The sequence below is a fragment of the Aphanizomenon flos-aquae FACHB-1287 genome, assembly GCF_014698755.1.
In the GTDB taxonomy this organism is placed as follows: Bacteria; Cyanobacteriota; Cyanobacteriia; order Cyanobacteriales; family Nostocaceae; genus Dolichospermum; species Dolichospermum flosaquae.
The window spans coordinates 1-21363 of sequence record NZ_JACJTO010000041.1 but is presented as its reverse complement, the minus strand read 5'-3'; the positions used below and the strand labels follow the sequence as shown (position 1 = coordinate 21363).

21 protein-coding genes and 1 tRNA gene are annotated in these 21363 nt (G+C 35.6%); 7 read left to right on the top strand and 15 right to left on the bottom strand.

What is annotated here, in order from left to right; genetic code table 11:
- Positions 1 to 24 precede the first annotated feature (24 nt).
- From gap to H6G44_RS20555, 9 genes are all read right to left on the bottom strand, one after another.
- Complete coding sequence (gene gap / locus H6G44_RS16590) at positions 25 to 1050, bottom strand: type I glyceraldehyde-3-phosphate dehydrogenase (protein WP_190387636.1); 1026 nt, start codon at positions 1048 to 1050, stop codon at positions 25 to 27.
- A gap of 433 nt (positions 1051 to 1483) precedes the next feature.
- A complete protein-coding gene (locus H6G44_RS16585) occupies positions 1484 to 2077 on the bottom strand; it encodes a Uma2 family endonuclease (protein ID WP_190387635.1) in 594 nt (197 codons plus the stop codon).
- Positions 2078 to 2383: 306 nt separating this feature from the next.
- Positions 2384 to 3610, bottom strand: a complete 1227-nt coding sequence (locus H6G44_RS16580) for a Shedu anti-phage system protein SduA domain-containing protein (RefSeq protein ID WP_190387634.1) — start codon at positions 3608 to 3610, stop codon at positions 2384 to 2386.
- Positions 3611 to 3726: 116 nt separating this feature from the next.
- Positions 3727 to 3864, bottom strand: coding sequence for a hypothetical protein (locus tag H6G44_RS16575; RefSeq protein WP_190387633.1), 138 nt, complete (start codon positions 3862 to 3864; stop codon positions 3727 to 3729).
- Positions 3865 to 3871: 7 nt separating this feature from the next.
- A complete protein-coding gene (locus H6G44_RS16570) occupies positions 3872 to 4243 on the bottom strand; it encodes a type II toxin-antitoxin system PemK/MazF family toxin (protein WP_242031775.1) in 372 nt (123 codons plus the stop codon).
- Positions 4201 to 4422, bottom strand: a complete 222-nt coding sequence (locus H6G44_RS16565; protein ID WP_028085305.1) for a ribbon-helix-helix domain-containing protein — start codon at positions 4420 to 4422, stop codon at positions 4201 to 4203. The genes H6G44_RS16570 and H6G44_RS16565 overlap by 43 nt, the downstream gene beginning before the upstream one ends.
- 201 nt (positions 4423 to 4623) lie before the next feature.
- Positions 4624 to 4896 carry a type II toxin-antitoxin system VapC family toxin gene (locus H6G44_RS16560; RefSeq protein WP_242031774.1) on the bottom strand — a complete coding sequence of 91 codons (273 nt, stop codon included), beginning with the start codon at positions 4894 to 4896 and terminating at the stop codon, positions 4624 to 4626.
- A gap of 127 nt (positions 4897 to 5023) precedes the next feature.
- Complete coding sequence (locus H6G44_RS16555) at positions 5024 to 5278, bottom strand: DUF2281 domain-containing protein (RefSeq protein WP_190387632.1); 255 nt, start codon at positions 5276 to 5278, stop codon at positions 5024 to 5026.
- A 30-nt stretch (positions 5279 to 5308) separates the two neighbouring features.
- Positions 5309 to 5437, bottom strand: coding sequence for a hypothetical protein (locus tag H6G44_RS20555; RefSeq protein ID WP_276513877.1), 129 nt, complete (start codon positions 5435 to 5437; stop codon positions 5309 to 5311).
- Positions 5438 to 5730: 293 nt separating this feature from the next.
- Between H6G44_RS20555 and H6G44_RS16545 the strand changes: the two genes are divergently transcribed.
- The gene (locus H6G44_RS16545) at positions 5731 to 6009 is read left to right on the top strand and encodes a type II toxin-antitoxin system RelE/ParE family toxin (protein WP_063872057.1); all 279 of its coding nucleotides are present in this window, start codon (positions 5731 to 5733) and stop codon (positions 6007 to 6009) included.
- A 10-nt stretch (positions 6010 to 6019) separates the two neighbouring features.
- On the top strand, positions 6020 to 6313 hold the full coding sequence (locus tag H6G44_RS16540; RefSeq protein ID WP_190387631.1) for a HigA family addiction module antitoxin: 294 nt from the start codon (positions 6020 to 6022) through the stop codon (positions 6311 to 6313).
- A gap of 228 nt (positions 6314 to 6541) precedes the next feature.
- Here the strand turns inward: H6G44_RS16540 and H6G44_RS16535 are convergent, their stop codons facing one another.
- Together H6G44_RS16535 and H6G44_RS16530 are read right to left on the bottom strand one after the other, a co-directional pair.
- Positions 6542 to 6760: a type II toxin-antitoxin system HicA family toxin gene (locus tag H6G44_RS16535; RefSeq protein ID WP_053538668.1), complete on the bottom strand. Its 219-nt coding sequence runs from the start codon at positions 6758 to 6760 to the stop codon at positions 6542 to 6544.
- Complete coding sequence (locus H6G44_RS16530; RefSeq protein WP_027401156.1) at positions 6761 to 6979, bottom strand: type II toxin-antitoxin system HicB family antitoxin; 219 nt, start codon at positions 6977 to 6979, stop codon at positions 6761 to 6763. It abuts the gene before it with no gap.
- A 527-nt stretch (positions 6980 to 7506) separates the two neighbouring features.
- Between H6G44_RS16530 and H6G44_RS16525 the strand changes: the two genes are divergently transcribed.
- Both H6G44_RS16525 and H6G44_RS16520 read left to right on the top strand, forming a co-directional pair.
- Entirely contained in the window at positions 7507 to 8286 is a 780-nt protein-coding gene (locus H6G44_RS16525) for an Abi family protein (RefSeq protein ID WP_190387630.1), read from the top strand.
- A 607-nt stretch (positions 8287 to 8893) separates the two neighbouring features.
- Complete coding sequence (locus H6G44_RS16520; RefSeq protein WP_190387629.1) at positions 8894 to 9541, top strand: DUF2281 domain-containing protein; 648 nt, start codon at positions 8894 to 8896, stop codon at positions 9539 to 9541.
- 83 nt (positions 9542 to 9624) lie between these two features.
- Here H6G44_RS16520 and H6G44_RS16515 read toward each other — a convergent pair whose 3' ends face one another.
- Both H6G44_RS16515 and H6G44_RS16510 read right to left on the bottom strand, forming a co-directional pair.
- The gene (locus H6G44_RS16515; protein ID WP_190387628.1) at positions 9625 to 10629 is read right to left on the bottom strand and encodes a GUN4 domain-containing protein; all 1005 of its coding nucleotides are present in this window, start codon (positions 10627 to 10629) and stop codon (positions 9625 to 9627) included.
- Positions 10630 to 10708: 79 nt separating this feature from the next.
- Complete coding sequence (locus H6G44_RS16510; RefSeq protein WP_190387627.1) at positions 10709 to 12922, bottom strand: phosphoketolase family protein; 2214 nt, start codon at positions 12920 to 12922, stop codon at positions 10709 to 10711.
- Between the two features lie 395 nt (positions 12923 to 13317).
- Here H6G44_RS16510 and H6G44_RS16505 point away from each other — a divergent pair, with 395 nt between their 5' ends.
- The 3 genes from H6G44_RS16505 to H6G44_RS16495 all read left to right on the top strand — a co-directional run bounded on the left by H6G44_RS16505 (position 13318) and on the right by H6G44_RS16495 (position 16919).
- The gene (locus H6G44_RS16505; RefSeq protein ID WP_190387626.1) at positions 13318 to 14700 is read left to right on the top strand and encodes a cytochrome P450; all 1383 of its coding nucleotides are present in this window, start codon (positions 13318 to 13320) and stop codon (positions 14698 to 14700) included.
- 189 nt (positions 14701 to 14889) lie between these two features.
- Positions 14890 to 16581: a beta-carotene ketolase CrtO gene (gene crtO / locus H6G44_RS16500; protein ID WP_190387625.1), complete on the top strand. Its 1692-nt coding sequence runs from the start codon at positions 14890 to 14892 to the stop codon at positions 16579 to 16581.
- A gap of 254 nt (positions 16582 to 16835) precedes the next feature.
- Positions 16836 to 16919 (top strand) — tRNA-Leu (locus H6G44_RS16495).
- A gap of 121 nt (positions 16920 to 17040) precedes the next feature.
- Here the strand turns inward: H6G44_RS16495 and H6G44_RS16490 are convergent.
- Both H6G44_RS16490 and H6G44_RS16485 read right to left on the bottom strand, forming a co-directional pair.
- Positions 17041 to 19368 (bottom strand): GumC family protein, encoded by a 2328-nt coding sequence (locus H6G44_RS16490; RefSeq protein WP_313885311.1) that lies wholly within the window; start codon positions 19366 to 19368, stop codon positions 17041 to 17043.
- A 143-nt stretch (positions 19369 to 19511) separates the two neighbouring features.
- On the bottom strand, positions 19512 to 21242 hold the full coding sequence (locus H6G44_RS16485) for a carbamoyltransferase family protein (protein ID WP_190387624.1): 1731 nt from the start codon (positions 21240 to 21242) through the stop codon (positions 19512 to 19514).
- Positions 21243 to 21363: the final 121 nt, after the last annotated feature.

Genomic DNA, 21363 nt, shown 5'->3' with positions numbered 1-21363 from the left:
TACAAACTAACAAATGATAATTATCTAAATTAATTTTTCTTTTTGTGCCATTGATAAGATTAAATCAATAACGCGATTAGAGTAACCCCATTCGTTATCATACCAAGAAACAACTTTAAAGAAATTAGAATTGAGTTCAATTCCTGCACCAGCATCAAAAATGCTAGAATGACAATCACCTTGAAAATCTGTAGATACTACTTCTTCATTTATATAAGCTAATACACCAGTTAAATTACCTTCTGCAGCTTCCTTCATTGCTAAACAAATTTTTGTGTAAGAAGTAGCTTTAGTTGTTTTAAAAGTTAAATCAACTACAGAAACATCAGGAGTAGGAACTCTAAAAGCCATACCAGTTAATTTACCTTTTAATTCTGGTAATACCAAAGCCACAGCTTTAGCAGCCCCTGTAGATGAAGGAATAATATTTTGAGATGCACCCCGTCCACCACGCCAATCTTTACGACTTGGACTATCTACTGTAGATTGAGTTGCGGTCATAGCGTGAACTGTAGTCATTAATCCTTCAGCTAAACCAAAGTTATCATTAATGACTTTAGCAATAGGTGCTAAACAATTTGTAGTGCAACTTGCATTAGAGACAATTAAATCTTTTGCGGGGTCAAATAAATAATGATTTACACCTACCACCATAGTTTTTATCATTTCCGGTTCTTTTGTGGGTGCAGAAATTACAACCCGTTTAGCACCAGCTTTGAGGTGATTTTCAGCCCCAGCATAATCGGTAAATAATCCTGTAGATTCAACAACATAATCTACTTCTAATTTACCCCAAGGTAGTTCTGCGGGATTTCGCATAGATACACAAGGAATAAAATGATCATCAATAACAATACCATCTGCTTTAGCTTCAACTTTACTTTTTAATTTACCGTGAGTAGAATCGTATTTGAGAAGATATGCAAGATTATCGGGGGGAACTAAATCATTAATTCCCACAAACTCAATATAAGGATTGTTTAACCCAGCACGTAGCACAAGTCTACCAATACGACCAAATCCATTAATACCAACTTTTAACTTAGTCAAAATTAAATCTCCTGTGTTGGGAACTTCAGTAATAACTGGCCGGGTTAATCCTAGTCCGACTTAGTTAGGTTTTACTGTTACAAAAGATATAAAGTTGATGTAACTAAGACATTTTAAAGTTTAATTATTAGTTATTGATTATTTAAATATCTGTATATGTATGAAGAATTACTAAAAAAACAGTGTTATTATTTTAATTTCATGTTTTTAAATATGAGTTTTTCCTGTTCGTTCTGAATTTGATAAAAATATGCTATGAGTGAGAAGGAAGAATATTTAATTTAGTAATAAAAATTGATAATTTTTACAGCAACCCCACTGTTAAAAGCAATGTTTAATAAATATAAAATTTAGGAACGCAGATGAACGCGGATAAACGCAGATTAGTGTTGTTAATGGTGGGTTTTGTTGTGTTAACCCAACTTACGAACTACTATTTTTTAATACCTTTAATAAATGCTGTTTTTGCATCAATAATGGAAGGTGTTAAAACACAATTGGTCAATAAATCTATATCTAGTTCTGGTAATAGTTCACTTTGATTAATTTGTTCATAATTATCATTTTTGAGATGATATAGGGACAATTGATTATTTTCCCAAAACCAGACTTCGGTAATATTAAACCGTTTATATTTTTCTAGTTTATCAATACTCCCACTGGTAATATTAATTTCAATTGCTAAATCTGGATTTGCTTTTTTCTCTCCGATGTAATAAGATTCATCAGGTTCAAAGGAAGCATTTTTTTCTTTTGCGCGACGAGTAGCATTACCTACTGGAATCAGATTTATACCTATTTCACAGGAATATAATTCTAGTAAAAAACCAAGAATGGTTTTAATCATTTCATGTTGTTCACTCAGCGTCATAAATTCGATGTACCCATCAAGATAAGTTATCCGCAAACCTGCTGCGTCTGCGGTTAAGGTTTCTATTATTTCAAATTCTTTCCAGGTATAATGGCCAGGTAGAAGAAATTGCTGTTGGGAAATTGTGGTGGTTTTGTCTAAGGTTTGGATAGTCATAGTAATTTTATGGTTATGACTTTAATTCTGATTATAACTCATAGCCCGGTGATAATTCTCAGGTGAGGTGAATCTTGCGGTGGTGTATCTGTCATGCTGCGAACTACTTACAGCAGTGCTTCGCTATCGCTCTAGTAATCCCTAGTAATACTTGAGTGAGATAATGTAAACATATACAGGGTTTTTGGGTTATAATTTAGTGTTATTAATGGTGGGTATTGTTGGGTTTCCTTGTGTCAACCTAACCTACAAACTACTACTACCATAACCCATTATTTACATTACAAGAAATCTACCATAACAAATTTAATTGGCTTGATCATAAAAAACAGAAACGTATAGTGGCTGTTTATTTAATTCTGGTTGTACCATATCTGAAGGCTTTAGTTTTTTATTAAATGAAAAGTTTGGATGAGCATTTGAGCGTAAAAATTGTTGACCATCAAATCTCACTCCATGCTTTATATTAAAGTCATCGTTAAAATAATAACTAAATACATTTTCTCTTATGTATATTCTGTCTTCCAGAGCCAGAGTTTTTGGGAATATAATTTTCTCAAACATTTCAAATTTACTCTGACCATTACCTGTACTATCAGAACCGATAACTATTGGCAATGGAGAAGAATTAATATCAATTTCAAGCTGGTCAATAATATTAAAAGAATGATATTTTCCATTCACCTCTATTGAAGTAATTGAGTAAGTATCGCCCCTGCCAAATTCAAGAATAAAATACATCAACTGCTTTTTCTCAAATATATTTGAGACACCATCAATTTTTGACGTGTGAGAAGTACCATTATTATCAATAATCTCAAAACAAAAATTACCAGAGACATCTAAATAGACTGACACGCTATTTTTTCGAGAATTACCACCAATCGCTACTAAATGATTTTGATATTTTCCTATCCAATCACTAGGATTAAGCAAAACAATAAAATGAAGGGTTAATCCTGGAAGATCCTCATATTGTGTAAATGTATTTACCTTTAGAAATTCTAAATTATTAATAATATCATCATAGGTAATTAGTTCTACCTTATAACCTCTATCACTTAGCAGTTCAGAAACTTTATATCTATCTAAGCCCTCATTCCTTCCTACTATTAACTTCGCCTTGGGACTTGAATCAATACGTATATTTGTGTCTAGTAAAAACTTTTCTATATTCCATCTATCATTAAAATATCTAGAATAATCAATACATTGTTGCATATATTCATGCAATGGTGCATAAAATGTTTGCCGTGTTTTCTTATCTTTCAGAATTTGTGTATTTGGTAATTTTAGCTCAAAAATTTCCCATAAGTTATCTATTCTCTGTACAATAAAGTCTGGAATTAAAGTATCTTCATCTTCTAGCTTAAGAACGGGGTGTGCTAAATATGTTTTATAACCAAGGGCATTAAATACTATTGGATTGTTCTCAAACCACTCTTGAAAATGTCTTTCTAACGCGTCTTCATCAGAGAGAAGTTGCTTAAGCGAAGAAATAGCTTCTTCTATTTCTTGTCTTTTTTGATACATATTTATAATTAAGCAAAGCAAATAATTAATAACTTATTATAACACTATCTTTTAAAAAAACTTATGACTGCTCAATCCCCACGCAAGTAAAAACTTAGATGGGGTATAAAGTTATCTTAATGCACCAACTCAATAGCCCGCTTAGTCAACGCTTCCGCAGTCAAACCATTAAAAACCATCAACTCACCCGCACTAGCCGTAGTTTCCCCACGCTTCCAGGCAAAAGAATCACGCTTACAATTACTGCGTAACATCAGACAATTAATTGTTATTTAAACTCAGATACCGACGCAAAATATTTTGTGCTTGTTCTAATAATTCTGCTTCTAATTCTCCTAATTGTTGCGTTAAACGAATTTTGTCAAAAGTCATTGGTTCAACACATATCAAAAGACTATCTACAGAAAGTCCGTTTTGTGCTGATGCAGGTACTTCCACTACTGCTGGTGAAATACGGGGGTTATTAGGTTTTGCGGAAGTAAAAGGTAAAACTGTAACTTTACTGCGTTGGTTGTTAAACAAAGTCCCAGAAATTATCACTGCTGGACGAGTTTTTTGAATTTCTGTACCTACGGATGGGCCAAATGTTACTATCCAGATGCTTCCCATTCGGTAATCGCTATATTTTGCCATTCACTTTCCCAACCTAATTCTAATTCATCAACCAAAGCGCAAGCTGCGGCTAGTGCTTCATTTTGTTTTTGTTCTTGCCATTGTTTCAAAAGACTTTCAATTAACGCACTACGGTTATCAACTTTTTGGTCAATGTAATTTAGTAGTTCATCTGGCAATGAAATTGAGATTTTAGCCATATTCTACCCAGGGTCATACTATAAGTAGTATAGCCTAATTTGATATTTTTAGTCTAGTAGTTTGTAAATATAGAATTTGATTTAGTTCGGGTGATAATTTTGGTGGTGAGGTGAATATTTACACGATCTGCTTGCAGCAGCGCTTCGCTAATCCCTAGTAATTCTTGAGTGAGATAATGTGAACAGATACAGGTAATTACTTCAAAATAGCAAATTTTCAAAAGGATAAGTTTGCTTCCAAAGATAGGTATTAAAGTCACGCTGATCTACTGAAAAAATGCGTCCATGCCCTAAATGTTCAGCTAAAATTACTAGGGAAGCATCAGCTAAATCCATCCGTAGATTAGCATATTTTTGCATTAATTTAATAATTTGCGGAGTATGGTGAGGCTCTAAATTAAAGATTGTAAATAATTCTTTTTCCAGACTATTTAAAAAAGTAACTTGAGCTTGAACTCCTTTGCGAGTTAGCAAAAGATAACAGGTTTCTGTGACAACACACTATGTTGTAATTAAAGGTTCATTGTATTTTTTTAAAGCCTGTTTTGCTCTTTCGTGGTAGGTGTCTTTTTGATCAATAAGAGCTAACCAAAATCCTGTATCAACTATGATCATATTTATTGGGTAATGTATTAGCTAAAACTTCTTTATATGTGGTTGATAAATTTTCTTCCACAGCACAACAACCAATTAATCCAATTTCATCAAATTTTTCATAGATGGTTTTTTCTTGATGATGATTTTCTGGTTGTGGATAACGTTTTTTAAGTAATTGAATAAAATCTAGTAGTAAGATTTGCGCTTCTTCTGGTAAGGTGTCAATATCTTTAGATACTTCTGCAATTTTTATTACCATGATTACTACCTTTTTTGAATTATGTTATTACTATAATACTGCTTGACGAATATCTTCCCAATCTTGTGCAGTCATTTCTGTTGCATTTCCTGAGTTTAATCCTTCTAAAAGCATGGTTTGTAATCGTTCGTTGGCTCTCTGTTTTTGGTCTTGTCGCATTAATTCCCGAAAATATTCACTAGCACTGCTGTAACCACCTTGCGCTACTTTTCTATATAATCGCGCATGGTGTCAGGTAAGGAAATATTCATACTTTTCATAATGTGATTTCGCTGAATTTTCTTTTCTATAGTATGGCAGTTTCTGTCATTTTCTGCCATGATAACGGTAATGATTATTTGTAAAGTATTGTAAATACTAATCAATGAGTTTTCAAAATTACCAAATTTAGCGTATATTGTGGATTGACAAGTGTAACCTTTTAGGTTACAGTAAATATTGTTATTTTACTTATGATCAGAAATTTCAAGCATAAGGGGTTAAGAAAGCTGTTTGAAGATGATAATAGAAGTGGAGTTAATCCGAATCATGCTGAAAAACTGTTAGATTTATTAGATAGACTAGATGCTGCATCTGTAGCCGAGGATATGAATTTTCCTGGTTCTAAGTTTCATCAATTAATAGGAAATAGGAAAGGTGAATATTCAGTTACAGTTTCTGGTAATTGGCGTTTAACTTTTGTTTTTGAAGATGGGGATGCTTACGACGTAAATTACGAGGATTATCATTAGGATTATTAACATGAATACTAACAGAAAACCAAGACATCCTGGTGCTTTGATTAAACGTCAATATTTAGAACCTTTAAATATGACGGTGACAGAACTTGCTAATATTTTGGGTGTGTCTCGAAAAACGGTTTCGGAACTTGTGAATGAACGTGCAAATGTAACACCTAATATTGCGTTGCGGTTAGCAAATGCTTTTCAAACTACGCCGGAACTTTGGTTAAATCTTCAGCAGAAGTTTGATCTTTGGTGTGCGAAAAATGAATCTGAAGAGTGGAAAAATATCTCACCTATTGAAATTAGTTAAAATAGTTCGGGTAATAATTCTTAGGTGAGGTGAATATTTCCTGGTGTATCTGTCATGCTTCTATTGTCTTCTCTTATTTACGCGATCTGCTTGCGGCAGCACTTCGCTATCGCTCTACTAATCCCTAGTAATGCTTGATTGAGATAACGTAAACAGATACAGGATTTTTGAGTTTTAATAAGTGCGTTATTAATAGTGGGTTATTTTGTTATTAACCCACTGAAAATATTACTTATTTCCTAAAAATTCATCTACGGTAATTCCTGCTTGTCTAATTAAACTTCTGAGTAATCCTGGTGCTAGTTCTTTATGATTGGGAACTGATAAAATGGGTTTTGATTCGTGCCACAGTATGATATGACTTCCGGTTTGATGATCTACAGCATAGCCAAATTTTTCAAAGATTTTGACTGTTTGTTTACCGGAAATATTTGATAAACGTCCCATTTATACTACTACTTCCCCTACAAAAGATTGAGATTCTTTGGTTACATAGGGTTTACCATGTTTTTCTAATACGTGAAGATAGCCTTTGATAGCATCTTTGATATTTTCAATTGCTTCATCTAAGTTTGTACCTTGACTGACACAACCAGGAAGTTCTGGTACTTCAGCAACGTAACCTAGATATTCTGAATCATAGGTGAATATTACTTGAAATTTCATACAGGAGGGGTTTGTATATTTGTGTGCTGATTATTAATATATCTAATTTTCTTGGCTAGTTGTTTGAGGATTTGATTTAGTTCGGGTGGTGAGGTGAATATTTACACGATCTGCTTGCAGCAGCGCTTCGCTATCGCTCTAGTAATCCCTTGTAATGGTTGAGTGAGATAATGTAAACAGATACAGGGTTTTTTGGCTGTAATCTAGCATTATTAATGGTGGGTTATGTTGTTGCTAACCCACCATATAAACTGGTTATTATGACTTCAAAAGCGGTTATTCAGGTTCAAAAAATTCTTACCCTGGGGTCGGGAACTCTAAATTGTGATCAAGCCTAATTCACGTTTTGAAGGCCTTATCCAACTCTTTGCTCCAAGGAGTACCCAAGGCTCACACATTCATAGTATCTAAGATTTACAGGTTTGTCAAGTCTTTAAAATAAATATTTCAAATTTCCGTAACTCTAAGTTATATACTCATCTTTAACGCATCTGTCTTATGACATAATTAATACTTAAATTTTTAACATGATTAACCCTAATACTTATGATAATCTTTGTATCATTTTTTCTGAATCACGCCTTTCAACGTATTTAAGTGCGACCAATGAAGATAAGATAGAAGCCTTGAAACTATATACACTGAATATGAGTTTATCAGAATCTCTATATTCATTCCTATGTGTATTTGAAATAGCTTTACGAAATCGTATTAGTAATGTACTTGTTAAAGAATTTGGGGATAATTGGTTTGAGGAAAAAGCAGGTAAGTGGTTAAATGGAAAAGCTGCAACGGAATGGCACGACAAAAATGGTAATACTCAAAGAGCAAGATTATTAAAACAGATAGACACAGCAAAAAAAGAAATTAACAAGCAGAATAAAAAAATTAATAACCCAATTTACCATAAAATAGTTACATCAGATACTTTAACTCCAGAGCTAAACTTTGGTTTTTGGACAGAAATTATGGGATCTGACTATGACAGAATTATATGGCATATTGGTTCTCCTCGTTATATTCATGAAGTTTTTCCAAATGCTCCTGAAAAACACAATTTTATGCGCGATATGAAACGAATAAGAAGAATTTTAAACGAAATAAGGGTTATACGTAACCGTGTATTTCATCATGAACCTGTTTTCAATACTAGAAACTTATCATTTGATGAATTACTGACAACCTACGAAAATGCTAAGGAATTACTAGGTTGGTTAAGTGAAGACGCTTTATGTTTTTTTGAAGAAAATAATCAATTTGAGAAATTGGTAAATTCAATACCATCTAGCATGAGATCACTATCATAATATAATACCCCCATCCAATCAAACATTTAAATGGTGGTAATATATCTTAATGCACCAACACAATCACAGCGAACTGCTTGCAGCAGCGCTTCGCTATCGCTCCACTAATCCCTAGTAATGGTTGAGTGAGATAACGTAAACAGATACAGAGTAAGCTTTTCAGGTGCGAACTGCTTGCAGCAGCGCTTCGCTATCGCCCTAAACATCCCTAGTAATAGTTGAGTGAGTGAGATAACGTAAACAGATACAGGGTAAGCTTTTCAGGTGCGAACTGCTTGCAGCAGCGCTTCGCTATCGCTCCATTAATCCCTAGTAATGCTTGAGTGAGATAACGTAAACATATACAGGGTAAGGTTTTCAGGTGTGAACTGCTTGCAGCAGCGCTTCGCTATCGCTCTATTAATCCCTAGTAATGCTTGAGTGAGATAACGTAAACATATAAAGGGTAAGGTTTTCAGGTGCGATCGCTCTAGTAATCCTTAGTAATGCTTGAGTGAGATAATGTAAACATATACAGGGTAAGGTTTTTGGGTTGTAATAAGTGCGTGACATGATAAAATATAAACGCAGCGCAGTAAATATTAAATTATCCTCCAGGACAAATCAAATGACCGTTGAACAAATAATTATAGATAAGGTAAAAAAATTACCTGCTGATAAGCAACAAGAAGTATTAGATTTTGTAGAATTTTTATTAGTAAAACATCAAAACTCAATGATTAAAAAAGGCAAGTTTATTGATTTTTATCTCCCGTATAGCCAAGATGGTAAGAACATTTCTGCGAAAAGCCAAGCGGAAAAAATTTTGGAGGAAGTCGATACTTTGCTGAAAAAAGGTTCTTTTGGTGTTGCTATCATATATTCTGCCAATTATGGACAGACTAAAACTATTAGAGAAACTTATGCAGAAGGTGGATATAAAACAGGAACTTCAGGAGCAAATCAGGCTAATGTGATGACTGAGATGGAAAAACTGTTAGATACTCCAAATTATCAGCATTTACAAAGTAAAATTCGCATAGCTCCCATTACTACTATGACCTATTCAGACTATGATGGAAAAAATCATATAACAGTGGTAAAGGATGATTTAGCTCAGATTCAACAAATGCTGGAAAATGGATGGGATATACTGGGATGGCAAAATCAGACTACTAAGAAATACGCTGTGGGTGGCGGTATTGCCAACTTATCTCACGATATTTCAGATAAAATTCAATCTACTTTGCTTTCCCTATCCTCTCAATACAAATAAAATAAATTGTGGGACAGAATAATTCAGTTAGCTGAACTTGGTTAAGACTGTCCTACAATTATCAGAAAACTTGCCAACCATATTTAAAGATTACATTCTTCACATCGAGAAAAAAGACGGATGTAAATTTTTATAGCGCCTTGTGGACTAGTTACCATACCCCAAGCCACAATAGCAGGAAGATGACCAATAGGAGCTTTGAGTGTAAAATTTAAAGCAGCATGAGCCGTATTCCATTTTATTTTGTCCATAAAATTTTCTAAACATTGTGACATTTGCTCATCATTTCCGTTTTTTTGAAACCCAAGTTTTCTTAAAATATTTAACTGAACGCTGTAACCAAAACGCCCCTTACTGTATTTAACCCAAAGATTATTAATGGTATGTAGATGTGAGCATGGTATATTGACGATTTCTTCTATATTTAACCATGTAGAATCGTAACATTCATAACCGCATAAAGATTTCAAAATTTCAAATGTTTCTAGGTCAGCTTCCCGCCATTTCTTGGTCGCTAATAAATTCTCTAACTTGTTGTAGTTTACATAATTTTTCAATTCAAATAAATGAGATACATGATTACCACCATTAGACTGTAGAGTGGCGATATGAATTAAATCTGTATAACCTATAGGTTCTCCTGTCCGAAACCAGCAAAATGTCCTTTTTTTACCATAGATATCATCTTTTTCCTTTTGAGAGTCAATCAACATCCATAAACAGGGTTTATCCTTTTGCATTTGTACAGCAAGAATTTGAGCATCAATGGGGAGATCAAGGTCAAATTCACCACTATCAGGTAATTCACATTTTTTAATAGTTTTTAAATTTTGTGTAATTTTTTTTGGCTTGTCATAAAAAACGTATTCATCTGGAACATAGGAAAATTTTATTAATGACCAAAGTTCGATAGGGTCTAAATCTTCATTAATTGGATTATCTGTGTTAGCAAATGCAACTATAGGACAATCACCATCTGTACCGATTTGAATAATTTTTTCCCCCGTGTTTCTAGTTCCTAACTCTAAGAAATTATTTGGACTAAAAAATACGCTATCTGGCCATTCATCTCTATTGATTATCGGCATATTATCTCTCCAATCGTTAAACTGTGAACATCCCTAACCTATTTTAAAATAGGCAGGGATATAAAGCTATACCAAATCCTTAATGCACCAACTCAATAGCCCGCTTAGTCAACGCTTCCGCAGTCAAACCATTAAAAGCCATCAACTCACCCGCACTAGCCGTAGTTTCCCCACGCTTCCAGGCAAAAGAATCACGCTTAGAATTACTGCGTAACATGATTGGTTCTAACATCGCCGCAGCGCCACCTGTCACACCAATTAAGGCATCTCCACCAAACAATTGCTCAAAATCGGCATCACTTAAAAAACCGTTATCAGGTTCAGAACAAGTATCCCAAGCAGTATCATGAGGACGATATAAACGACGAGGATTGATAATAGAAACAATCTTCACCCCAATACCTTCAGTTTCTAAAAAAGCCGCCGCTTCAAACACAGGAATTAAAGTCAAATCGCCAATTACAGCAAATACAACAGTCTTCCCACCAGCCACTTCATGTAATAACACCGCACCATCAATTAAGCCTTTTTCAGTTTGGGCAAAAGTGCTACGAATTGGCAAAGGAGACTTACTAGCAGTAATGACAATGCCCTTATTTTTTGTTTGCAAAGCCCAGTCATAACAGACTTGAATACTGTTAGCATCAGGAGGAAATAATGGGAAGACATTTCCGGTTCTCATCAAAGAAGCAAAATAAGCTTCAATTTCTGGTCTTTGGTGAGTCCAACCGTTGCGTCCTTGTTCTAAAGCCCCGGCTGTAAATAATGTAATTGTTGACGGTGTTTTGCGGCGTAATTCTGCCATTGCTTGGGTGACTGTTTGCCAAATTGGTAAACCATTGATAGCAAAAGATTCATAGGAACACCACAAAGTTCTCGCCCCCATTAAAGATAAACCAGCCGCTAATCCTGCACAAGCATCTTCGCTCAAAGGTTCGTAAACTTGACCTCCTGGGGCTTGATGATAGGTGTCATCGGTGGTGGGGTGAATGATTTTTAATGCCTCATTAATATTACCAATTCCTGAAGCGGCGTTACCATCGGCGTTAGTCACAAGGAAGTTTTTATCTTTATTTCCTACTACTCCCACCAGCTTACCCATGACAGTTGTAGAAACTTGGGTAACTGCCCCAACTTTATATTCTTCTAATGGTAATTCGCCAATTTCTGCTAAGGGTAATTCAAATTCTGTGACTACAGTTTTCGCTGCCGGACCACCTCCAGCCCGTTCCGCATTTGTACGGACAGTTTGCCATGCTTCGGCACATAAAGCCCGTTTTTGTAAAGCAGTGACAATATGAGGCGCGTCTAATGTGTCTTTAGGATACAAGTTATGGGATTTTGCACCTAAATCATGAACCCCTGCCCCTTTGAGTTGTTTGATAATAAATACGGTCAATTTTCCGCTAAGTGCTGACCGAGCAGCTTTATCTATACCTACTAATACAGCTTTAGTAAATTCTAGGCGGTTTGCAAAGGAAAATACTGTACTATCTACGTATTCACCGCTTTGATTTTGATCATCAAAATCTTTAGCATTTACTAACACGACTTCGTTAAAACCGTTACCTTTCCAGTAAGCGATCATTTCATCGTTGGTTTTTAAAGATACCATGCTATGATGTTCTTGGCTGTAACCATTCCACACTAAAACTGGTAAAAAGTTTGTCACACTGGGGTAAGCGGTGTTAAAATGTGCCATGGAACTCATGATATAGGGTTCACCTAGTCCCCCGTCTCCCACGGTAAAGGGGAAGAGTTTGTCACGGTGTAACAATGCGGCGGACATGGCGAAATGTTGCCCTTGTCCTAAGGGTCCAGCAGGGGCAAGAATACCAGGAATATAACCGGATAAGTGTCCTAATAATCCGTGTTTTTCCCGAAAGCGATCGCGTAATTGTTGTACAGTAAAAATGCCCATATCTTCTAAAGACCGGTCTAAAAACATGGCGCTATAAAAACCGGGAGCATGGTGTCCCACTTCCGTGATAATGTTTTTATGTCCAAGCATGACCAAAGCTGCATAAGCTTCCGCTTGACTGGCAAAACCGCCGGGGTGTCCAGAAGCCTTACTAGCACTGATTTGTAGGGTGAGATAGCGTAGAGCATCAGCCGCCAGTAAAGTTTGATATACTGCATTTGTATCGGTAGGATTTGCTACTGCTTTTTGACCAGATGCGATCGCGGGAATTATACCATAAGTTTGAAAATCTGGCAATACTTCCCCAAAATATTGTATCCCTTCACAAAAATTCGGAACTGCGGAAGTTGTATTTTGCGTAATTGCTGTCATGCTGAGTACCTTAATAAAATCGGAAAAAACTAGAGATTCTGGTTTAATTTAATCAATATTTTACATCTTTGCGGAACTAATAGTTAATTGCTTTTTCCGAATATTACTATAACTAAGTGATGATTTATTTTTCGGGTATTTTGTGTTTGGTTGCAGATATTGATGAAATGAACCATCAAGGTAGCAAGTACAAGAAGGAAGAAGAAGGGAATTAATCACCTGTTTAAATTGTATTGAAAGTTTGTTTTTAGCGAGTATCTGTAGATAGAAATTGAGAATAATTTGGCTGGCTTTTAAATTTTTTTTGGGTGAAAAGTTCTAATTACTCCAAAATGATTTATAATTGAAGTTGAGTTATTATACAATTGACTTTTTGATCACAACAGGAGAATATTATGCAAATAATACCAGGACCAAAAACATCATCTACTATTCAAGTTTTAAACTGGATATTCAGACCCATGCCTTATATGGTGGAATGTGCTAAAAAATATGGAGATATTTTTGCTCTAAAATTACAGGATAATTTACCACCAATGTTATTTATTCATTCTCCTGAAGCTATGCAGGAGGTATTAAGTAATGATCAAAAAGAATTGGAAGCACCAGGAGATTTAAACAGTCTTTTTGAATATTTACTGGGCAAAAATTCTGTTATTAGTCTGAGTGATAAAGCACATCAACGTCAACGTCAATTAATTATGCCTCCTTTTCATGGTGAAAGAATGCGAACTTATGCAGAATTAATTGAGAATATCACCACAAAAGTTTTTAATCAACAACCAAAAAATCAATTTTTTAATATTAGGACTATTACCCAAGATATCACTCTTCAGGTAATGATGGAAGCTGTTTTTGGCATTTATGAAGGAGAACGTGCAGAAAAACTTAAACATTTACTTTGTGCAATTTTAGAACAGGGTAACACTCCTTGGAGAGTGATTTTTCTCTATTTTCCTAAATTAAAAGAAACCTTTGGGATTTCGGAAATTTGGAAACGACAAATGAAGAAACAGGAACAAGCTGACCAACTCATTTATCAGGAAATTCAAGAAAGAAGAGAAAATTTTGATCCTGACCGTACAGATATTCTTAATTTACTTATGTCTGCTCAAGATGAAAACGGTCAAGCTATGATAGATGCAGAATTAAGAGATGAATTGATGACTTTATTAGTCGCAGGTCATGAAACTACAGCTACAGCTATTTCCTGGGCTTTTTACTGGATTCATAAATTCCCAGAAGTTCGAGAAAAGTTATTAGCCGAATTGGACAGTTTAGGAACAAATTATGATTCTAATACTATCTTTAAATTGCCATATTTAACTGCTGTTTGTAACGAAACATTAAGGATCTATCCCGTAGGAATGTTAACTTTTCCCAGAAGAGTTAAAACCCCTATTTCTCTCTGTGGTTATCAACTCCAACCAGGTACAATTGTCGTAGGTTCAATTTATTTAACTCATCACCGCGAAGATATTTATCCTGAACATGAAAAATTTCGCCCAGAACGCTTTTTAGAAAAACAATTTTCACCTTATGAATTTCTACCTTTTGGTGGTGGTGCAAGACGTTGTATAGGTTTAGCATTTGCCCAAATGGAAATGAAATTAATATTAGCTAAAGTTCTAAAAACATGGTCAATGAAATTAGTTGATACCCATGAAATTAAACCTCAAAGACGGGGTTTAGTTACAGGACCAAATGCTGCTATTAATCTACAAATTCAGAATCTTCGTCAACAACCATCTGTAAATCTAGAATCAGTAAAAGTTTAAAATCACAGGTGATTAAAAAACATGGATACACAGATAAAATTCAGATAGTATGTAAGTGAAAATCCTGAGTTTTTCCACCAAGGTGGACTTTAATTTTGTAGAAGTGATTTTTAATCGCCTTTTTAAAACCTTGCTTACATTCTCTAAATATAATAATATAAAAGAGCCAGGTTTTTATGTCATCAAGATATGCAAGAATACGACGTTATTATCATCGGTGCTGGTCACAACGGGTTAGTTTGTGCGGCTTATTTACTTAAAGCAGGTTATAGTGTTCTACTATTAGAAAAACGCCCTGTTCCCGGTGGTGCAGCTACAACCGAAGAATGTATTCCAGAAGCACCAGGTTTTAAATTTAACCTCTGTGCCATTGATCATGAATTTATTCATTTGGGTCCAGTGGTGGAAGAATTAGAACTCACAAAATACGGCTTAGAATATCTAGAATGTGACCCAGTTGTATTTTGTCCTCACCCCGACGGTAAATATTTCTTGGCACACAAATCCTTAGAAAAAACCTGTGCAGAAATCGCTCGTTATAATCAACGAGATGCTAAAAAATATGCCGAATTTACCAATTATTGGCAACGGGCAATTAACGCCATGATTCCCATGTTTAATGCCCCACCCAAATCAATTATAGAGATTTTTGGTAATTACAATCTCCAACAAGTTAAAGATTTATTTTCTGTTGTCGGTTCTCCTGCTAAAAGCTTTGATTTTGTGCGGACAATGTTAAATAGTGCAGAGGATATTCTTAATGAATGGTTTGATGAAGAATTTTTAAAAGCACCACTTTCTAGATTAGCATCAGAATTAGGTGCGCCACCTTCACAAAAAAATCTCGCAATTGGAGTAATGATGATGGCTATGCGTCATCATCCTGGTATGGCTAGACCTCGCGGCGGTACAGGTGCATTGGTGCAAGCATTGGTGAAATTAGTTAATAGTAAAGGTGGGGTAATTCTCGCGGAACAGCACGTGGAAAAGATTTTAATTGATGATGCTAAAGCGGTAGGAGTCAGGGTGACTGGTGGTAAGGAATATCTAGCAAAACATGGAGTAATTTCTAATATTGATGCCCAAAGATTATTCTTACAAATGACAGAAAAAAGTGATATTGATGCCGTTGATCCTAATTTATGGGAAAGGTTAGAACGGCGCATTATTAACAACAATGAAACCATCCTCAAAATAGATTTAGCATTAGATGAACCTTTGCATTTTTCTCACCACAATCATCAAGATGAATATCTCATTGGTTCAATTCTAATTGCTGATTCCATGAATCATGTTGAACAGGCTCATAATAAATGTACAATTGGCGAAATTCCCGATTCTGACCCTTCTATGTATGTGGTTATGCCTAGCGCCCTTGATCCTAGTTTAGCACCTCCTGGTAAACATACTTTATGGATTGAATTTTTCGCTCCTTATCAAATTGCTGGTGCAAAAGGTACAGGTTTAAAAGGTACTGGTTGGACTGATGATTTGAAAAATAAAGTTGCAGATAGGGTAGTTGATAAATTAGCAACTTATGCCCCTAATGTGAAAAAAGCAACTATTGCTAGAAGGGTAGAAAGTCCAGCAGAATTAGGAGAAAGATTGGGAGCATATAAAGGTAATTATTATCATATTGATATGACTATGGATCAAATGATCTTTTTCCGGCCTTTGCCCGAATTAGCTAATTATAAAACCCCCATTGATCATCTCTTTTTAACTGGTGCAGGAACACACCCCGGTGGTTCAATTTCGGGAATGCCAGGACGCAATTGTGCGCGGGTATTTTTGCAAAATAAGCAACCATTCAGTCAAGCTTTAAAGGATGCCGGAAATTCAATTAAGTCTACAGTTGGTTCGGTTTTTGGGATTGGATAGCTCTTACTTAGCCACAGGATAAGTTATAGCACATCAGTATCAGTTCTTAAACTTAGCGGCTGTGCTACCTGTATCTAGCGGGCAAGATGCCCGCACCACAAGAGTTTCATGATTTAATTTTGTAGTACCTCATCAGTGGGGAAAACGCTCTAATTCTCGCTTGGTTAGCCAGTTACCAAAAAATTTTTCAATTAAACCTAATTCCCTATTGCCAAAATAAAAAAATAGGCTATAATCAGAAGAGTGACACCCAAGGGCGGGTGGCGGAATTGGTAGACGCACCGCACTCAAAATGCGGCGACCGTGAGGTCATAGGAGTTCGATTCTCCTCCTGCCCATTTTTAATAACAACCTGAATATCCTGAAGTATTATAATTTACTCCTAGCTGCTAGTTACCGATTTATGGGATCTAGATAAAGCCAGGAGTATGATCAAACATTTAAATTACATCGGTAGTATCAGTTAACTTCTTCATTTTTTGGTATATTAGCACGAACTACACTTGACTTGGAAGTGTAATTGTAATTGTAATTGTATGCCACTCCTCGGAATTTCTCACCGTTCACAACTAATCCCAGTAAATTGACGGGAGATGTTTTAAAAGTCTCAAGGACGTGCTTTAAGACTGTTTTATCTGTTTTATCAATCCTTGCAACTAGTATCACACCATCAGCACGAACTGCCACTAATCTAGCATCTACTAGTGACGATAAAGGTGGAGAATCATAAATCACTAAATCAAAATTCTCAGAGAAATAGTCCATCATTTGACCCATTTTATCTGATGACAACAACCTGGTAGGATCGGGTGGTATGGGACCTGCAGTAATTACAGATAAACTAGCTAATTGAGGTATTTCTTGAATTACTTGCCCCACACTCATATCTGAAGAAATTAAACTACTTAATCCCCACAAATTATTTAACCTTGCTAGTTTATGAACCTGGGATTTGCGGAGATCACAGTCTACAAGTAATACTTTTTTCCCCATAGCCGCAGCTGTTTGCGCTAGATGAAATGCCACCGTACTTTTACCATCTCCTGAAATAGCAGAGGAAACAACGAAAGACTTAATTGGCCGACCAGAATTAAGTAGTTGAATATTATTATATAAAATTTGTAAGGATTCCCAAAATGATCCCTGACCATAATAACGAGAAGACCGATGATGAGGAATGTTAGCTAGTTTATCCACACCTTTAAGAACGCCGTCTGAAAATATATTTGTGGGATTTGAAGATTGATTCTTAACTAAGTTTTTATCAAAGGGAAGTGAACCTAATAAAGGTAGTCCTGTCTTATCCCGAAGATTGTCAACACTATGATAGGTATTATCAGTCTGTTCTCTGACTTGAGCAGCGCCTATACCCAACAAAAAACTAGCCACAAATCCTAACAGTAAATTGCGGGGAATATCTGGTGAAATTGGATCTTGGGGCTGACTAGCCGCTTGAATTAATTCCCAAGGTAGTTCTGTTTGGGCTATTTCTATTTGCAATTGTTCACGAGCAGCTAAAAACCGATTTAAACTTTCATTAGCTATTTGAAGATTCTGTTGGATATCAACATATTGTCGAGATAAAATTGGTAACTGATCTAATTTTTGTTGTAGTTGTTTTTCTACTTGTGCCAGATATTGATTATCTGTTTCCACCTGTTTAACTAGGGTTGCAGCTTCAGATATTCTAATATTAATAGTGCGTGTGGCTTCTGCTTGAATAATAGGTAAAAGGTTAGCTCTTTTTTCTTCTAAGGTGAGGATAACTGGGTTATCGGGTTGAAATCTGGCTAATTCTCCAGATATCTGAATGTCTAATTGGCGTTGTTGACTAATTAATTGTTGATAAAGAGGAGCATTATTCAGGATTGCTAACTGTTCCTCTTGTTTGCTTAACCTGACATAATTAGCCCTCGCAGCGGTTAACTTTTGATTTATATCTAGTCTTTGTTGTGTTAGAGATTGAACTTGTACAGAAATTACTTGAGATTGGTTTTCTGGATCAATAAAATTGTATTTTTGGCGAAATGCTTGCATTTCTCTTTGCAATTGTCCTAGCCTAGTTCGGATATCAGGTAGTTTTGTGTTCACAAATTGGAGTCCCTGACGTAGCTTAGTTTGACGCTTGTTGAGGCTATATTTTAAATAGAAATCAGCAAGTGGATCTAATACAAGTTTAATTTTTTGACTATTATCACTTTGATAGTTGACTTGGATGATTTTTGATTGTCCCAAGCGACGAATAGTTAAACCTCGCAAAAAAGCAGAATAAGTTATGTCAGGATTAGATTTTTGTAGTTTCTTGATGAAATCTTGCAGCAGTTCTGGACTTTTAAGAACTTGAATTTGACTCTCATAATCTAATCCAGTTGAACGAAGAGGATTATCGCTTCCTAGGTTGATTTTCCCTAGTTCACTGTCACTATTAACAGATTCAACTAATATTTGAAAGCTACCTTCATATATTGGTACTTGTTTAAATGTTGAATAAATAACACCAGTCATAGCCAGGGTAGTCACCCCGAAAATGACAAACGCTCGGCGCTGCAAAAAACCAATAAAGGATCTGAAGTTAAAATCACTAGCTTCTTCTGAAAATTGGGAAAATGTGGAATTGGGAAATAATGTAGAAGTAGGAGTGATATTATGGGGAGAATTTATATTATTTGTAATTTGCTGTTCGGGCATAGATTTTTCGGGGTGAATAGCCGGGGAACGGTACAAGTAGGTTGGTGTAAAAATTTCGTGGGCATAAAAAAGGGAAAAAGTAGTTTTAGCCTTATTCACCTTTGTTACAATACCTAATACTTAACTTAAATAACCCATCCGGGCAACTTTGTTAAGCTAAAACCTAATTTATACACTAGAGCAGGAATGCCCAGCCCGCAAGAATTAAACTTAGATATACAACCCACCTACTCAATTCAATATTATATAAAACTACGATTTATATAATAACACCCCAAAACTAAGCTATCCATATTTGTCCTTAAAAAACATTGGATAGCTTCTTGGGGTGTCCTCACAATAGGTTCATTTTCGTTCAAGGATGTATTTAGAAGTAAAGGAATACCTGTACGCTGGTAAAATGTATTAATCAATTCCCAGTAAAGAGAATTGGTATGGCGACTGACACTTTGTAATCTTCCAGTTCCATCTACATGAGTCACAGCGGGGATTTTTTCTCTTTTTTCGGGACGAATTTTGAAAACTTTCTCCATAAAGGGGACGGGTTCATCAATTTCAAAGTATTCCCCGACAAATTCCTCCAGAATACTGGGAGCAAAAGGACGGAATTTTTCTCGGAATTTAATTTTTAGGTTGATGATATCCCGCATATCAGCGCGACGTGGATCAGCTATCAAGGAACGATTACCTAATGCTCTTGCGCCAAATTCCATTCTCCCCTGAAACCAACCAATCACCTTACCGTCGCAAATAGCATCTACAATATGATTTAACATTGCTGCTTTTTCAAGCTTTTTAGGTTGTAAATTGAGAGATTGCAATGCTGATAGACATTCTTGGCCAGAAAATTCAGAACCCCAATAAGCATGACTTAAAATAAACTGACGATGTTCCTTGAGAATTTGATTCCAAACAAAGAAAGCAGCACCGATACAAGTACCATTGTCAGCAGCACCTAGAGGAATGTAAGCATTTTTAAAGGGAGTATTTTGGGTAATTTTACCATTGGCTACAGAATTCATAGCTACACCACCTGTTAAACAGAGATTTTCGCAAGGGTAACGCCGATATAGTTGATTGAGTAAATGAAAAATGATTTCTTCTGTGATAGCCTGTAATGATGTAGCAATATTTTGATGTTTGGTTGTCAGTTCAGAATTGATTTGTCTGGCTGGCCCTAATAGTTTTTCTAGTTCTGGACTATGGAAAAGTGCGACGGTGGGTGCACCATTATCCCACTTCATGGCGATACCTTGCTCATGATGATTAAAGTAGTCTAAATTTAGCTCAAAACTATCCCCTTTGGGAAAGATAATTTTTCTAAAGGCTTCTAGATATTCTGGTTCTCCATAAGGAGCTAGTCCCATAACTTTGTATTCGTCACCATAGGCGGGAAAACCTAGATACAGAGTTATGGCATTATATAAATAACCGATAGAGTGGGGAAAATGAGTCCGCGTAAAATATTCTAAATGATTACCCTCTCCTGCGGCTGACAAGGTGCTGACAAAGTCTCCCATACCGTCAATAGATAGAATTGCGGCTTTTTCAAAGGGGGAAATAAAGAAACTGCTGGCTAGGTGTGTGGTATGATGTTCTAGGGTATGAATGGGTGCTGTAATTTCCTGGGGTTGACAATTACAAGCTGCGGCTAGTTGTTCCAGAAGATTGGCGGATTTACTTTGTTTGTTAAATCTATCTAGAAGTGATGATAATGATGGACGTTGTTTGAGGGTAAATAGGAGTTTACGATTAAGATTGGCTTTAGGATTAAAGGATAATGCCACATGATCTAGGTCTTTGGCACTAATACCACCAATTTTAAGACAATAACGAATAGATTCGGCAGGAAATCCAGCCCAGTGTTTAACTCGATTAAAACGTTCTTCTTCAATGGCTGCTACTAATTGACCATTTTGGACTAAAGAAGCGGAAGCGTCACCGTGATAAGCGTTAATTCCTAGTATGTTCATTGGTTTATTACAGCAGTTTGATATCAAGTCCAGTACAAGAATAGCTATCTAAATAGGGTCAAAAAACAATCCACAATGATTAAACCAATTGAGAGCATTTTCATCAGTAATAGCATTAACC